The organism is Micromonospora sp. NPDC049114, assembly GCF_040648635.1.
Classification (GTDB): Bacteria; Actinomycetota; Actinomycetes; order Mycobacteriales; family Micromonosporaceae; genus Micromonospora.
Map to the genome: position 1 here is coordinate 88,731 of NZ_JBEZEA010000011.1, position 14,528 is coordinate 103,258.

The 14,528-nt window shown below is 74.3% G+C and carries 14 protein-coding genes; 8 read left to right on the plus strand and 6 right to left on the minus strand.

Going from position 1 to position 14,528, the window contains the following annotated elements; genetic code table 11:
* The first annotated feature begins 67 nt into the window (after nt 1–67).
* Both AB0B39_RS26025 and AB0B39_RS26030 read left to right on the plus strand, forming a co-directional pair.
* Nucleotides 68–1,294, plus strand: coding sequence for a cysteine desulfurase-like protein (locus AB0B39_RS26025; RefSeq protein WP_357575647.1), 1,227 nt, complete (start codon nt 68–70; stop codon nt 1,292–1,294).
* Complete coding sequence (locus AB0B39_RS26030) at nt 1,291–1,578, plus strand: GNAT family N-acetyltransferase (protein ID WP_357575648.1); 288 nt, start codon at nt 1,291–1,293, stop codon at nt 1,576–1,578. Before AB0B39_RS26025 ends, AB0B39_RS26030 begins: the two co-directional genes overlap by 4 nt.
* Before the next feature lie 20 nt (nt 1,579–1,598).
* Here the strand turns inward: AB0B39_RS26030 and AB0B39_RS26035 are convergent, their stop codons facing one another.
* Nucleotides 1,599–3,092: a glycoside hydrolase family 3 N-terminal domain-containing protein gene (locus AB0B39_RS26035; protein WP_357575649.1), complete on the minus strand. Its 1,494-nt coding sequence runs from the start codon at nt 3,090–3,092 to the stop codon at nt 1,599–1,601.
* Nucleotides 3,093–3,303: 211 nt separating this feature from the next.
* On the opposite strand from AB0B39_RS26035, the gene AB0B39_RS26040 reads away from it, so the two are divergent.
* The 4 genes from AB0B39_RS26040 (at nt 3,304) to AB0B39_RS26055 (ending at nt 6,748) form a co-directional block, all read left to right on the plus strand.
* Nucleotides 3,304–3,429 (plus strand): hypothetical protein, encoded by a 126-nt coding sequence (locus AB0B39_RS26040; RefSeq protein ID WP_255421242.1) that lies wholly within the window; start codon nt 3,304–3,306, stop codon nt 3,427–3,429.
* 92 nt (nt 3,430–3,521) lie between these two features.
* On the plus strand, nt 3,522–4,472 hold the full coding sequence (locus AB0B39_RS26045) for a TIGR03557 family F420-dependent LLM class oxidoreductase (RefSeq protein WP_357575650.1): 951 nt from the start codon (nt 3,522–3,524) through the stop codon (nt 4,470–4,472).
* A 73-nt stretch (nt 4,473–4,545) separates the two neighbouring features.
* Nucleotides 4,546–6,177 (plus strand): ATP-dependent DNA helicase RecQ, encoded by a 1,632-nt coding sequence (locus AB0B39_RS26050; RefSeq protein ID WP_357575651.1) that lies wholly within the window; start codon nt 4,546–4,548, stop codon nt 6,175–6,177.
* Nucleotides 6,178–6,244: 67 nt separating this feature from the next.
* On the plus strand, nt 6,245–6,748 hold the full coding sequence (locus tag AB0B39_RS26055) for a hypothetical protein (RefSeq protein ID WP_234589383.1): 504 nt from the start codon (nt 6,245–6,247) through the stop codon (nt 6,746–6,748).
* Here AB0B39_RS26055 and AB0B39_RS26060 read toward each other — a convergent pair.
* Nucleotides 6,738–8,336, minus strand: coding sequence for an MFS transporter (locus AB0B39_RS26060; protein ID WP_357575652.1), 1,599 nt, complete (start codon nt 8,334–8,336; stop codon nt 6,738–6,740). The two genes, AB0B39_RS26055 and AB0B39_RS26060, sit on opposite strands and share 11 nt — an antisense overlap.
* Before the next feature lie 81 nt (nt 8,337–8,417).
* Here AB0B39_RS26060 and AB0B39_RS26065 point away from each other — a divergent pair, with 81 nt between their 5' ends.
* Together AB0B39_RS26065 and AB0B39_RS26070 are read left to right on the plus strand one after the other, a co-directional pair.
* On the plus strand, nt 8,418–9,179 hold the full coding sequence (locus AB0B39_RS26065) for a TetR/AcrR family transcriptional regulator (protein WP_357497486.1): 762 nt from the start codon (nt 8,418–8,420) through the stop codon (nt 9,177–9,179).
* 10 nt (nt 9,180–9,189) lie between these two features.
* Nucleotides 9,190–10,224 (plus strand): helix-turn-helix domain-containing protein, encoded by a 1,035-nt coding sequence (locus tag AB0B39_RS26070; protein ID WP_357497484.1) that lies wholly within the window; start codon nt 9,190–9,192, stop codon nt 10,222–10,224.
* 169 nt (nt 10,225–10,393) lie between these two features.
* Here the strand turns inward: AB0B39_RS26070 and AB0B39_RS26075 are convergent, their stop codons facing one another.
* From AB0B39_RS26075 to AB0B39_RS26090, 4 genes are read right to left on the minus strand one after another with little or no spacing between them, the layout of a single operon-like run.
* Entirely contained in the window at nt 10,394–11,377 is a 984-nt protein-coding gene (locus AB0B39_RS26075; RefSeq protein ID WP_357575653.1) for a DNA topoisomerase IB, read from the minus strand.
* Entirely contained in the window at nt 11,361–12,314 is a 954-nt protein-coding gene (locus tag AB0B39_RS26080) for a glycosyltransferase family 9 protein (RefSeq protein ID WP_357575654.1), read from the minus strand. Before AB0B39_RS26080 ends, AB0B39_RS26075 begins: the two co-directional genes overlap by 17 nt.
* The gene (locus tag AB0B39_RS26085; RefSeq protein WP_234589389.1) at nt 12,311–13,012 is read right to left on the minus strand and encodes an SDR family oxidoreductase; all 702 of its coding nucleotides are present in this window, start codon (nt 13,010–13,012) and stop codon (nt 12,311–12,313) included. The genes AB0B39_RS26080 and AB0B39_RS26085 overlap by 4 nt, the downstream gene beginning before the upstream one ends.
* Complete coding sequence (locus tag AB0B39_RS26090) at nt 13,009–14,520, minus strand: PfkB family carbohydrate kinase (protein WP_357497478.1); 1,512 nt, start codon at nt 14,518–14,520, stop codon at nt 13,009–13,011. The genes AB0B39_RS26085 and AB0B39_RS26090 overlap by 4 nt, the downstream gene beginning before the upstream one ends.
* Nucleotides 14,521–14,528: the final 8 nt, after the last annotated feature.

A 14,528-nucleotide genomic window follows, 5' to 3' on the forward strand; every position in this document is an offset into this window, starting at 1 on the left:
GGGTACGAGACGTCTGCGACGCCCAGCCGGGAGCGAGCGCGCAACGCACCCCGGCTAGGGTCCCGACATGGCCTTCGACATCGCCCGTACCCGGGCCGCCTATCCCGCCCTGACCGAGGGCTTCACCCACTTCGACGGCGCCGGGGGCACCCAGACCGCGGCCGGTGTGATCGACGCGGTCACCGACGTCATGCGGACGGCCATCGGCAACCGCAGCGCCGCGTTCGAGCCGGGCCGCCGCTCGCTGGAGGTGGTGGCGGCGGCCCGTCAGGCGGTCGCCGACCTGCTCGGCGCCGAGCCGGACGGAGTGGTGCTGGGCCCGAGCGCGACCGCGCTGACGTACACCCTGGCCCGCACGCTCGGCGCTGGTTGGCGGCCCGGCGACGAGGTGGTGGTGTCCCGGCTCGACCACGACGCCAACGTGCGCCCGTGGGTGCAGGCCGCCGAGGCGGCCGGCGCGACGGTGCGCTGGGCCGAGTTCGACAGGCACACCGGCGAGCTGCCCACCGGTCAGTACACCGACCTGGTCGGCGAGCGGACCCGGCTGGTCGCGGTGACCGCCGGCAGCAACGCCATCGGCACCGTGCCGGACGTGCCGGCGATCGCCAAGATCGCGCACTCCGTGGGGGCACTGGTCTGCGTCGACGGAGTCCACTCGGTGCCGCACGGGCCGACCGACCTGGCGTCGCTCGGCGCGGACGTGCTGGTCACCAGCGCGTACAAGTGGTCCGGGCCGCACCTGGCCGCGATGGTGGCCGACCCGGCCCGGTGGGCGGCGCTGCGCCCGGCGAAGCTGGTGCCGTCCTCGGACGCGGTGCCGGACCGCTTCGAGTACGGCACGCCGAGCTTCGCGCTGCTGGCCGGCGTGACCGCCGCGGTGGACCACCTCGCCGGGCTGGACCCGGACGCGATAGGTGACCGCCGGGCGCGGCTGCGGGCCGGACTGGCCGCCGCGCAGGCGCACGAGGAGGCGCTGTTGGACCGGCTGCTCGCCGGTCTCGCCGCGCGGCCCGCGATCACCGTCTACGGCTCGCCGGCGCGGCGCTGCCCGACGGTCTCCTTCCGGGTCGCCGGGATGTCGCCGGTGGCGACCCAGCAGGCGCTGGGCGAGGCCGGGTTCTGCCTGTCGTCCGGTGACTACTACGCCTACGAGTACTTCCAGACGCTGGGTCTGCGCGACAGCGGCGGCGCGGTGCGGGCCAGCATCTACCACTACAACACGGCGGACGAGGTGGACCGGTTGCTGGCCGAACTCGACGCGGTGGCCGACCGGACGGGGACAATGGCCCGGTGAGCACCCTCGTCGAGGACAACCCCGCCAAGAACCGCTTCGAGATCCTGGTCGACGACGCGCTGGCCGGCTTCACCGCGTACGTGCCCCGCGGGGAGGTGCTGGTCTTCACCCACACCGAGGTGGACCGCGCCTTCCAGGGCAAGGGCGTCGGCGGCGCGTTGATCCGGGGCACCCTGGATCAGGTGCGTGCCCGCGGCGGCCGGGTGGTGCCGCAGTGCCCGTTCGTGGCGGCGTTCATCGACAAGCACCCCGAGTACGCCGACCTGGTCGCCGAGCAGCCGTAACCCGACCGGTCACCCGGGGGTCAGCGGGCCCGGCCGGTCAGCGCCTCGGCGGCGGCCTGCCCGCTGGCCCGGGTGGCGCCGTGGGCGGCCAGGTGCACCGCCCCGGTGACCAGCTCGGGCACGCCCAGCTCGACCACCACCGCGTCGGGCCGGGCGCTGAGCGCACGCCGCACCGCCGCGCGCATCCACTCGTGCCGGTGCAGGTCACGCACCACCAGAACGAGGGGGCGGTCCCCGGCTGCGGCGCCCGGGTCGGCGGGCACGTCGGGCTCGGCGTGGCGGACCGTCGTCGTGCCGGGCAGCAGCTCGCCCAGCGGTTCCCCGATGCCCCACGGGGTCTCCGCGCCGATGGCGATGTTGCGTGGCGGCTCGAACTCGACCACGTACGCGGCGCGGGTCAGCGGCAGCGCGCTCGGCGCGTCCGGGCCGGTGGTGATCCGCACGGCACGACGGGCTGCGACCAGCCCGACATCCGAGGCCCCGTGGACGGCGCCCGAGCGGGCGGCGCGGGCGGCCACCGTCCAGGCGGCGAGCTGACCGACCCGTTTGGCGGCCTCGGCGAGGCGTTCCTCGGGCAGTTCACCGGCGACGACGGCGGCCACGATGGCGTCGCGCAGCTCCCGGGCCGCCCCTTCGTCGGCCCGCTCACCACCGACGCAGATCGCGTCGGCCCCGGCGGCGAGCGCCCGCACCGCCGCACCGGCGAAGCCGTACCGGTCGGCGACCGCGCGCATCTCCACCGCGTCGGTCACCACCACGCCGGAGAAGCCCATCTCGTCGCGGAGCAGCCCGCCCAGGATGCGCTGGCTCAGCGTGGCCGGCAGCCGCTCGTCGAGCGCGGGCACCAGCAGGTGACCGGTCATCACCGCCTGCACGCCGGCCGCCACGGCGGCGCGGAACGGCGCCAGCTCGCAGGCGTCCAGACGGGCCCGGTCGGCGGTGATCCGGGGCAGGTCGTGGTGGGAGTCGACGCGGGTGTCACCGTGCCCGGGGAAGTGCTTGGCGCAGGCGGCCACGCCGCCGCGCTGCAACCCGCTGATCCAGGCGGCGGTGTGCCGCGCGACGAGCGCCGGGTCGGCCCCGAACGACCGGACGCCGATCACCGGGTTGGCCGGGTTGGAGTTGACGTCGGCGTCGGGCGCGTAGTCGAGGGTCACCCCGGCCGCCGCCAGCTCGATGCCCAGGTCGAGGGCGACCGCCTCGGTCAGCGCCGGGTCGTCGACCGCGCCGAGGGCGAAGTTGCCCGGTCGGGAGCTGCCCCGGCCGGACTCGATGCGGGTGACGTCGCCGGCCTCCTCGTCGATCGCCACGATGACGTCCGGCCGCTCGGCGCGCAGCGTGGCGGTCAGCGCCGCCACCTGGGCGGTGTCGACGACGTTGCGGGCGAAGAGCACCACCGAGCCGAGCCCCTCGCCGAGCCAGCGGCACACCCAGGGTGGCGGCGTGGTGCCGACGAACCCGGGTTGCAGGACGGCGGCGGCCAGTGCCGGAAGGTGCCCGGCGGGCGCGGTCACGCCGTGGTCCCGAAACGCTCGACGTCGGTCGCGGGCGCCGTGGCGCCGACCCGCTGGTTGCGCTCGCTCATGCGGCCCCCGTACCCCATCTCTCGCGCGCCCTCGGCGCACCGCCACCGGCAGGCGGTGCTGCCATGGTCACACCGAGCGATTCAATAGTCAATAAACCTTACAGTTGCCCGGCGGCACCGTTCCCGGGGAGAGTGCGGGGATGGATCCCGCCCTGCTGGCCGACGCCACGAGCCCGGCCGACATCCCCGGCGTACGCCTTCTCGGCCTGGTGGTCGGCGCCCTGCTCCTGCTCGCGGCGATCCGGGCGATGTTCGGCCGACGGTGACCTGGCGTCGCCGCGCCCGAACCGGTGTGTGACCCGCCGCCGCCGGGGTACGGCTTCGGCATCGAGCAGGACACGCGCGCCGAGGGGGCACGATGAAGATCGGTTATTTTCTGTCCAGTGAGGAGTTCACGCCGGCCGAGCTGGTGGAGCAGGCACGCGGCGCCGAACGGGCCGGCTTCGAGGCGCTGTGGATCTCCGACCACTATCACCCCTGGGTGGACGCGCAGGGTCAGAGCCCGTTCGTCTGGTCGATGATCGGCGCGCTCAGCCAGGTCTGCTCGCTGCCGGTGACCACTGCGGTGACGTGCCCGACCGTACGGATCCACCCGGCCGTGATCGCCCAGGCGGCGGCGACCAGCGCGGTGCTGCACGGCGGGCGGTTCGTGCTCGGCGTCGGCACCGGCGAGGCGCTCAACGAGCACATCTTCGGCGACGCCTGGCCGGAGGCCGACGTCCGACTGGAGATGTTGGAGGAGGCCGTCGAGGTGCTGCGCGAGCTGTGGGAGGGCGGCTTCGTCAACCACCACGGCAAGCACTACACGGTCGAGCACGCCCGGATCTACACCCTGCCCGACACGCCGCCGCCGATCTACATCTCCGGGTTCGGGCCGAAGGCCATCGACCTGGCCGCCCGCATCGGCGACGGCTACGTGAGCACCATGCCCGACGGCGACATGGTCCGGCGCTTCCGCGAGAACGGCGGCGGTGACAAGCCGTGCCAGGCCGGCTTCAAGGCGGCGTACGCGGCCAGCGAGTCCGAGGGCGCGCGGATCGCGTACGAGCGCTGGCCCAACGCCGGGGTGCCGGGCGAGCTGTCCCAGGTGCTGCCCTCGCCGCGGCACTTCGAGCAGGCCGCCGAGCTGGTCACGCCGGAGATGGTGCGCGACGCGTTCGTCTGCGGCAACAGCGCCGAGGCACACCTGGAGATGATCGACAAGTACGCCAAGGCCGGCTTCGACGAGGTGTACGTGGCCAACACGGGCCCGCACTACCAGGGGCTGTTCTACCTCTATCAGCGCGAGGTGCTCCCCCGCCTGCGCTGAGCCACGGATCCGCCGAGCCCATGATCGCCGAACGCGTTTCGGCGGTCATGGGCTCGGGTACCTCCGGCCCTCGATGAAACTGTCCACGCACTCGATGACGTTGCGCCGCGCGGCGCGGAGCCTCTTCGGCTGGAACGCGCTGCGGCCCAACCAGCTCGCCGCCATGCGTGCGGTGATGAAGCGCCGTGACGCCCTGGTGGTGCTGCCCACCGGCGCCGGCAAGTCGGCGATCTACCAGATCCCGGCCAGCCTGATCCCCGGCCCGACCGTGGTGATCTCTCCGCTGCTGGCGCTCCAGCAGGACCAGATCGCGGCGCTCAACGAGCGGCAGCGTCCGGAGCTGCGGGCGGTGCGGATCAGTTCGAACGAGTCGGCCGCGCAGCAGGCCGAGGCGATCGCCGAGATCGAGTCGGGCCGCGCGGAGTTCCTGTTCATCACGCCGGAGCAGTTGAGCAACCCGGACCGGATGGCCGAGGTCGCCGCGCTGAAGCCGGCGCTGGTGGCGATCGACGAGGCGCACTGCATCTCCGCCTGGGGGCACGACTTCCGGCCCGACTACCTGGCGCTGGGCCACCTCATCGAGGGCATCGGCCGGCCGCCGGTGGTCGCGCTGACCGCCACCGCCTCGCCGCCCGTACGCGACGACATCATCGCCCGCCTGCGGCTGCGCGAGCCGGAGGTGGTGGTGTCCGGGCTGGACCGGCCCAACCTGTTCCTGGAGGTGGCGCACTGCCCCACCGAGGACTACCGGTGGCGGCGGCTGATCGCGCTGCTGCGCGACGACGAGCGACCGGGGATCATCTACGTGCCGACCCGCCGGTCGGCCGAGGAGCTGGCCGAGCGGTTGACCGGGGCGGGCTTCCCGGCGCAGTTCTACCACGGTGGAATGGCGACCGGCGCGCGCAACGAGCTGCACGAGGCGTTCCTCGCCGACCAGGTGCCGATCATGGTGGCCACCTCGGCGTTCGGCATGGGCATCGACAAGCCGAACATCGCCTGGGTGGTGCACATGGCGCTGCCCGACTCGCCGGACAGCTACTTCCAGGAGATCGGCCGCGCCGGGCGCGACGGGCAGCCGGCCCGGGTGCTACTGCTCTGGCAGGCCGAGGACGTCGGCCTGCAACGATTCTTCAGCGGCGGCCTGCCGGACTCCGAGGAGCTGCGGGACCTGGCCGCGCTGCTGCGCCGCAAGCCGGCCACCAAGACCGAGCTGCGCGAGACCACCGGTCTCGGCCCGCGCAAACTGGGCCAGTACCTGTCGCTGCTGGAGCAGGTCGGCGCCGCCGAGCCGCGCGCCCGCCAGCGCATCGGGGCGCCCCGCTACTCGCCCACCCCGACCGACGCGGCGGCGGCGGCGCTGGCCGAGGCGGAACGCCAGCAGACCGTGACCCGCTCCCGAACCGACATGATGCGGGCCTTCGCCGAGACCACGGCCTGTCGCGGGCAGACCCTCCTGGCCTACTTCGGCGAGCAGATGACCGAGGTCTGCGCGCACTGCGACAACTGCCACCGGGGCACCAGCGTGGCCGACCAGGGCGCGGTCGGGCCGTTTCCGGTGCACAGCCAGGTGCGCCACGCGGAGTGGGGGCACGGCCTGGTGCTCTCCTACGAGGACGACAAGATGACGGTTCTCTTCGATGAGGTCGGGTACAAGACCCTGTCGGTGCGCGTGGTGTCCGAGCAGGGTCTGCTGACCCTGGACTAGCCTGACCCGGGCACCGGTGCGGGGCCCGTGGATTGACCACACTGAGCAGGGCGGAAGGGGCATTGCCGTGATCGAGCAGCCGGCGTACACCGGTTTCGGTTTCTCCGACGGGGAGTGGGGGCTGTTGGTCGGTCTTCCGCAGTCGGTGCTGACCGCGGCGAGCGCCGCCGAGTCCGACGGCACCCGCCGGACCATGGCGGAGAACGCGGCCGGGTTGGAGACCATCGGCGCGGGCCGGGAGTCGGCCAGCCCGCTGGTCGCCGCCGTGGCCGGCGAGATCGTGACCCAGGTCGGCGACCCCGAGGCCGGCGAGGAGCTGCCGGTCATCGCGCCCGCCGACCCGCAGGGGTACATCGACGACGTGCTGGTACGGGCCGGTGAGGCGTCCGCGTTGCTGGCCGCCCGCGTCGACGAGGGCGAGGCCGGGGCGTACAAGCACTGGCTCGTGAAGATCGCGGACCAGGTGGTCGGCGCCGCGTCCAGCGGCGGACTGCTCGGCCTCGGCGGCGAGTCGGTGAGCGACTCCGAGCGGAGGTTCCGCGACCGGCTCGCCCACGTGCTCAACGACTGACCGACGACGCTTCCGACAGCGGCGTACCGCCCGGTTCGGTCGGCTCGGCGGCCAGTGCCGCCGGGTCGGCCGGCCGGACGCCACGCAGCGTCACCAGCGCGACCACCGCGCCCAGAACCATCGCCACCATGGCGGCGATCGCGGCGAGGTGCAGCCCGTCGGTGAAGGCGAACCGGGCCGCGTGCAGCACCGCGTCTCCCACCTCCGCCGGCAGTCCCCGGGTCACGGCGAGAGCGCCGCCCAGCGTCTCCCCGGCCGCGTCGCGGGCGTCGGCCGGCAGCCCGGCCGGCAGCTCGTCCAGGACCTCGCGGCGGTAGATCGCGGCGCCCACGCTGCCCAGGATGGCCATCCCCAGCGCGCCGCCCAGCTCGCTGCTGGACTCGGTCAGCGCGGAGGCGACACCTGCCTGCTCCGGCGGCGCCGCACCGAGGACCAGCTCGGTGACCAGCGACATCACCATCACCAGGCCGCCCGCGTACACGCTGGCGCCGACCAGCAGCAGCCAGAGCGGCGTCTCGGGGGTGACCCGGGTCAGCACCGCGAAGCCGAGCACGGCGATCGCGAAGCCGGCGCCGATCAGGTACGCCCGCTCGACACGCTGGGCGAGCGCGGCGGCGGCCGGGGCGACGCCGCCCACGGCGAGGGACGGCACCAGGCTCCACAGCGCCGCCCGCAGCGGGCTCAGGCCGAGCACCAGTTGCAGGTGCTGGGTGGTGAAGATGGCGAACCCGACGAGGGCGAACATCGCCAGCAGGTTGACCGCGAGCGACCCGGCGAAGCCGTGGCGGCGAAACAGCGCCAGGTCGACCATCGGGTGAGCCCGGGTCCGCTGCCGGTGCAGGAAGAGCGCCCCGACGAGCAGACCGGCGACGACCGCCAGCACCCGGACCGCGCTGACGCCGTCGCGGGCCATCTCCTTGATGCCGTAGATCACCGGCAGCAGCGCGCCGAGCGACAGCGCCGCGCTGAGCAGGTCGAACCGCCCGCGCACCGGGTTGCGGAACTCGGGCACCAGGACCGGGGCGAGCAGGAGCAGCAGCACCATCGCCGGAATGTTGATCAGGAAGATGGAGCCCCACCAGAAGTGCTCCAGCAGGACGCCGCTGAGCACCGGACCGACGGCGATGCCGCCGGTGAGCGTGGCGGTCCAGATGCCGATCGCGGTGCCCCGCTGCTTGGCGTCGTGGAACATGTTGCGCACCAGGGCGAGCGTGGACGGCATCAGGGTGGCCCCGCCGACGCCGAGCACGGCGCGCGCGGCGATCAGCGTCGCGGCGCTGTCGGCGTACGCGGCCAGCAGGGACGCGGCGCCGAACGCGGTGGCGCCCAGCAGCAGGAGCCGACGCCTGCCGATCCGGTCGCCGAGCGCGCCCATGGTGATCAGCAGTCCGGCGAGCACGAAACCGTAGATGTCGAAGATCCAGAGCTGCTGGGTGGCGGTGGGCCGCAGCTCCTCGCTGATGAACGGGACGGCGAAGTAGAGCACCGACACGTCCATCGAGACCAGGAGCAGCGGCAGCATCAGCACCGCGAACCCGATCCACTCCCGCCGGCCCGCGCGGGGTGCCGGTGAGGTCGTCGCTGTCATGGGAGGACTCCTTCTGCGTATGACGTACGCTGTTATGCGTAGACCATACGCAGAACTAGGATGGCGGGGCAAGGAGGAAATGTGGCGGAGACGCAAGACGACACCGGCCCGGCGCTCCCGCCGGCCATCGAGAGCGCCTGGGGCCTGCGCGAGCGGCCGCCGCGGGGCCCCCGACCCGGCCTCAGCGTGCCCGCCATCGTCGACGCCGCCGTGCGGGTCGCCGACGCCGACGGGCTGACGGCCGTCTCGATGAGCCGGGTGGCCAAGGAGTTGGGCGCGGCCACCATGGCCCTCTACCGGCACGTCGGCTCCAAGGACGAGCTGCTGATGCTCATGGTGGACGCCGGTTACGGCCCGTCGCCCGGCCCGGCCGCGCCGGACGACGACTGGCGTGCCCGCCTGACCCGCTGGGCCTGGGCCGAACACGACGTGCTGCGACAGCGCCCCTGGCTGCTGCACGTGCCGATCACCGGCCCACCTGTCACGCCCCAGCAGCTCGACTGGATGGAGGACGGGCTGCGCTGCATGGACGCCACCGTCCTGGCCGAGGCCGAGAAGATGTCGGTGATCCTGCTGATCACCGGGTATGTCCGCAACGAGGCGACACTCACCAACCAGATCGCCGAGGGCAGCCGGGCCGCCGGCATCGAGCCGGGCGAGCTGATGCCGGCGTACGGCCGGATGGTGGGCCGCCTGATCGACCCGGCCCGTTTCCCGGCGCTGCTGCGGGTGCTCAACGCCGGCGTCCTCGACCAGGACGACGACCCGGACGACGAGTTCACGTTCGGCCTGGACCGGATCCTCGACGGCATCGAGGCGCTGATCGCCCGCCGAGCGGCCTGAGGCGGCCCCGATGCTGCCCGTCGAGACCGTCGACACCACGGTCCTGCCACCCGGTGAACGGTTCGGCATGTGGCTGGACCTGGTGGCGCGCACCTCCGCGCCGCTGCGGATCCGATCCGAACACACGGCCGACTTCGCCGCCCGGGCCGACTTCGTCGACCTCGGCGCGATCCAACTGGTCGAGTACCAGTACCCGTCGCTGGACGCCACCCGCACCCGCAAGCTGGTCCGCCGGTCGGACCCGGAACTCTACGTGCTCGCCCTCACCACCGGAGGCGTCGGCACGTCCAGTCAGGACGGTCGTCGCAGCGAGATCCTGGCCGGCGAGTTCACCTTCTACGACGCCTCCCGCGAACACGACGTCTGTCACCACTCGACCGATCCGCAACGGACCCCGGCCACCTCGATCATCACGCTGATCCCGCACGACGCACTGCCGCTGCCACGCCAGCGGATGGTCGCCCTCTACGGCGGCCGGATGTCCGGCAGCGAGGGGCTCGGGGCGCTGCTGGCGCAGTTCCTGCTCCAGGTGACCGGCCATCGGGAGCAGTACCACGCCGCCGACGCCGACCGGCTCGGCGCGGTGGGGCTGGACCTGGTCACCACAATGCTCGGCCGGCATCTCGTCGCCGAGGACGCGGTGCCGACGGAGGTCCGCCGCCGGGCGCTGGTCGCCCAGGTGCAGGCGTACATCCACCGCCACCTGGGCGACGCGACGCTCAGCCCGCAGGTCGTCGCGGACGCCCAGCACATCTCGCTGCGCACCCTGCACCGCCTCTTCGAGGCCGAGAACGCCACCGTCGCGTCGTACATCCGGGACCTTCGGCTGGCCCGGTGCCGGCGTGACCTGACCGACCCGACGCTGCGGACCCAGCCCGTGCAGGTCATCGCCGCGCACTGGGGCTTCGGCGACAAGGCCCACTTCAGTCGCGTGTTCCGGGCGGAGTACGGGATGAGCCCGCAGGAGTGTCGCGACGGCATGGCGCTTCCGGCGCGGCCCGTCAACCGCCTGGCGTCCAGAGTCAACTCGTCCCGGGCAGACTGACGACCGACGTGGCCGAGGCAATGCCCGCGCACCCGGGCTCGACAGCGGCCACGAACGGGGGCCGTGGCGAGGCGCCCGCCGCGGGATGCGGCGGGCGGCCGCCCGGTGCCGCCCCCGGGCCGAGGCTCCGGCCCCGTCGCTTCCCCCCCAGGATCGTCGGCGGGGCCGGTCAGGCCTTCTCCAACAACTCCAACACGATCCGCTCGATCTCCGCACGAGGCGCACCCGGATCCACAGGTGCCACCACTCCGTCGTGGTAGAGGTCGACGACCCGGGGGTCCACGTAGGACGTCCGCGCCACCGTCGGGGTGTTGCCCAGCAGCTCGGCCACCGCACGCATCACCGCCGCCACCGCCCTGCGCCGGGCGGTGGTCGAGCGGGCCGGGTCGGCCGCGGCCAACTCCGCGGCGGCGAGCACCGTGGCATGCCAGGTGCGGAAGTCCTTGGCGGTCATCTCGCCGCCGCTGGCATCGCGCAGGTAGCCGTTGACCTCGTCGCTGCGCACGTCGCGCCACTCCCGACCGTCCCAGTAGCCGAACAGCCGCTCCGCCCGTCGACGACGCCGGCGCAGGTTGACCAGCACCTCGCACAGCTCCGGGTCCTCGATCCGGCGCACCTGCTCGATGCCGCCCTTGGCGGGAAACTCGAAGACCACGCAGTCGCCGCGCCTACGGGCGTGCTCCGGACGCAGGGTGGACACCCCGAACGTCGGGTCGTCGCCGGCCGCGTACTGGTCGCTGCCGACCCGGAACATCCCCATGTCGAGCAGGCGGGCCACGGTCGCCAGCACCCGGTCCCGGCCCAACCCTCGCCCGCTGAGGTCCTGACCCACCCGATCCCGCAGCTCCGGCAGCCGCCGGGCCACCTCCAGCATGTGGTCGAACTTCGCCGCGTCCTGCTTCTCCCGCCACACCGGGTGGTAGACGTACTGCTTGCGTCCGGCCGCGTCGACGCCGGTCGCCTGGATGTGCCCGTTCGCGTGCGGCGCGATCCACACGTTCTCCCAGGCCGGCGGGATCACCAGGTCCCGCAGCCGCGCCAGGACGGCGGGATCCCGCACGACCGCGCCGCCCGGATCGACGAAGGTCCAGCCCTTACCGCGCCGGCGTCGCCCGTAACCGGGCCGACCCGGGTCGCTACGCCGCAACCGCACCGGAGACCCGCACCGCCCTCTCCACCTCGTCCACGGCGGCCAGCACCTCGTCGAGGCGCAGGGCCGTCAGTGTCGGGTGGCTTCCTACCCCGTCCCACCTGCGCCAATCCCCGTCGCCGACCCACAGCGCCCGGTGTCGGGGCCGGTCCGGCGGCGGCCCCCACACCGCCGGGGGCACCGGCCCGAAGAGCACCACCGACGCGGTCCCGTACGCGGTGGCCAGGTGGGCCACGCCGGTGTCCCCGCTGACCACCAGGCGGGCGTCGGCGACCAGCGCGGCCAGCGCGCCGAGATCGGTCCGGCCGGCCAGCACAGCGTCCGGCGCCAGGCCGGCCTCGTCGGCCACCCGGGCGGCCAGCGCGCGTTCGTCGGCCGAACCGGTGACCAGCACCCGGTGCCCCCGTTCGTCGAGAGCCCGGGCCAGGGCCGCGAACCGTTCGGCGGGCCACCGCTTGGCGGGGACCTTGCTGCCCGGATGCAGGACTGTGGCGCCGGTCGGCCGGCCAGCCGTCGCGGGCCGGCGCAGGCCGAGATTCCGGCGGTCGGTCGGAATGTCGTACCAGGACAGCAGCCGGCACCAGCGGTCCACCTCGTGCTCGTCGGCGACCCACCGCGGCCCGTCGCCGAACCCGGCGTCGGCGTTCGCGAAGGCGAGCAGCCGCCCCGGACGGGCGGCGGCCAGCAGTCGATGCGACTGTGGTCCGCGCCCGTGCAGATTCACCGCGACCTCCGGGGCGGGGCCGGGCCAGGACGGCCCGTCCAGCCCGGCGGTGTCCACCAGCCGGTCGACGCCCCCGACCAGGTCGACAAGCGGGGCCAGGCCGCCGGGCGCGGCGAGCGCCAGCTCCCGGTCGGGGTACGCGGCCCGCAACGCCCGCAGCGCCGGCACCGCGGTGACCAGGTCGCCGACGCCGAGGGCGCGCAGCACGAGGATCACGGGTACGACGTCTCCTGCTCGGCGCAGACCACCAGCTCGCGCACCGCGCAGCCGGGCGGCTGGTTGAGCGCGAACATGACCGCCGCGGCGGTGTCCACGGGGTCGTTGAGGATGGCGTCCGGCCCCGGCTTGTACTGCGGGTCGCGCTCGTCGAAGAACGCGGTGCGCATCCCGCCCGGAATGAGCAGGGTGACCCCGACCTCGCCGGCGAGCTCGGCGGCCAGGGCGCGGGTGAACCCGACCACGCCGAACTTCGCCGCGCAGTACGCGGTGGCGTCGCTGACCGCCTTGACCCCCAGGGTCGAGGCGACGGTGACGATGCGACCGCGGGAGGTCTGCAGGAACGGCAGCGCGGCCCGGATCACCGCGGCGGTGGCCAGCAGGTCCACGGCGACGATCCGGTCCCAGGTCTCCCCCGGCACGTCGGCGAGCCGACCCGGCACGTCCATGCCGGCCGCCGTGACCACCGCGTCCAGGCCACCGGCCTGCTCTGCGAGGTGCACGGTGGCCACCTCGGCGGCGCGGGTGTCGGCGAGGTCGCACTCGGTCCACGACACGCCGTCGGCCGGCGCCTGCCGGTCCAGCACGAGCGGGCGGCCACCGGAGGCGGCCACCGCCGCGACCACCGCCGCGCCGAGCCCGCTGGAGCCGCCGGTGACCAGGACGGTGGGCCCGGCGCCGGGCCTCGTGGCGGTCATCGGGCGCGCTCCCGCGTCGTCGACACCGGCTGCTGCGGTCGTCCGCCCAGGCCGGGCGCCGGATCGCCGGCCGAACGGGCGATCAGGTCACTTGTGGAACGACCGTCGAGGTACGGCACCACCACCGTGTTCCCGCCCCAGCGGCGCAGGACCTCGGCCTCGGGGAGCCCGGCCTCGTCGCCGCCGCCGGTGGCGTAGTCGCCGCCCTTGACCCAGACATCGGGGCGCAGCCAGGACAGCACCGCCTCGGGCGTCGGCTCGTCGAAGACGAGGACCGCGTCGACGCAGCTCAGCGCGGCCAGCAGCCGGGCACGGTCACCCTCGGACATGACCGGCCGGTCCGGCCCCTTCAAGCCGGCCACGCTGGTGTCGGAGTTCACGCAGACGATCAGGCAGTCGCCGAGCTGGCGGGCGGCCTGCAGGGTGGCCACGTGTCCGGCGTGCAGCAGGTCGAAGCAGCCTCCGGTGGCCACCACGGTGCCGCCGGCACCCCGCACCTCGGCGAGCAGCGTGGCGACCGCAGCGATGCCCACCCGCTCGCCACCCGGGCCGGCGATCGCGTGCCCGCTCGCCGGTGCGCGGCCCGCTCGCAGGATGCGCGAAAGTGGCTGTTCCGGTGGCGGCAGGGCCGTGGCCACTCCCCCGCCCGCCACGTACGCGGACGCCTCGGCGACCGCCGCCTGCACCGCCTCGGAGACCAGCGCGCCCTCGGCCAGGGCGAGACTGGCGGCGGCGGCGAACCGGTCGCCGGCCCCGCAGGTGTCGCCCTCGGCGCTGCCCGGGGTGGGCACCACCAGCGGCGTCGATCCGGCGTGGCAGAGCAACGCGCCGTCCCCGCCCAACGTCACCGCGACCGCGCCGGCCCGCCACCGCCGCCGCAGCCCCTGCGCGCCCCGGGACGCGGCGGCCAGCCGGGACGCGCCGGGCAGCGCGGGGACCAGCTCGCGTACCTCCGACTCGTTCGGGGTGGCCAGGTGCACCCCGGGCACCGCCGCCGGACCGCGCGGGTGCGGGTCCCACACCACCGGCGCGCGGGTGGCGGCCAGCGCGGCACGCAGCGCGGGCTGGCGGGCCACTCCCCGGCCGTAGTCGCTGACCAGCACCGCCGACGCGGCAGCGAGCACCCGCAGCACCTCGTCGGACGGCTGGCCCGGCTCACCGGAGGCGCCGCCCCGGTCGTGACGCAGCAGCACCCGGCCCCGGGCCCGCAACCGGATCTTCTCGGGCGTCGCCCCGGCCAGGCTCAGCGGGTACACCTGCACGCCGGCCGCGGCGAGCAGCGCGCTGAGCCGCGCGCCACCGGCGTCGTCGGCGAGCGCGGTGACCAGCACCACCTCGGCGCCCTGCGCGGCCGCGAAGACCGCCGCGAGGCCGGCGCCGCCGGGCCGGTCGACGGCCGACGTCTCGTCGAGCACCGGGACCGGGGAGTCCGGGCAGAGGCGGTTCACCACCCCTTCCACGTCCCGATCGAGCAGGGTGTCCCCGACCACCACCACGGGTCCCCTCACGCTTTCCT

What these genes read in the sequence shown, in the direction of transcription:
- AB0B39_RS26050 (WP_357575651.1), top strand. Translation starts at nt 4,546, where the DNA reads ATGAAACTGTCCACGCACTCGATGACGTTGCGCCGCGCGGCGCGGAGC.
- AB0B39_RS26025 (WP_357575647.1), top strand. Translation starts at nt 68, where the DNA reads ATGGCCTTCGACATCGCCCGTACCCGGGCCGCCTATCCCGCCCTGACC.
- AB0B39_RS26070 (WP_357497484.1), top strand. Translation starts at nt 9,190, where the DNA reads ATGCTGCCCGTCGAGACCGTCGACACCACGGTCCTGCCACCCGGTGAA.
- AB0B39_RS26060 (WP_357575652.1), bottom strand. Translation starts at nt 8,336, where the DNA reads ATGACAGCGACGACCTCACCGGCACCCCGCGCGGGCCGGCGGGAGTGG.
- AB0B39_RS26045 (WP_357575650.1), top strand. Translation starts at nt 3,522, where the DNA reads ATGAAGATCGGTTATTTTCTGTCCAGTGAGGAGTTCACGCCGGCCGAG.
- AB0B39_RS26085 (WP_234589389.1), bottom strand. Translation starts at nt 13,012, where the DNA reads ATGACCGCCACGAGGCCCGGCGCCGGGCCCACCGTCCTGGTCACCGGC.
- AB0B39_RS26040 (WP_255421242.1), top strand. Translation starts at nt 3,304, where the DNA reads ATGGATCCCGCCCTGCTGGCCGACGCCACGAGCCCGGCCGACATCCCC.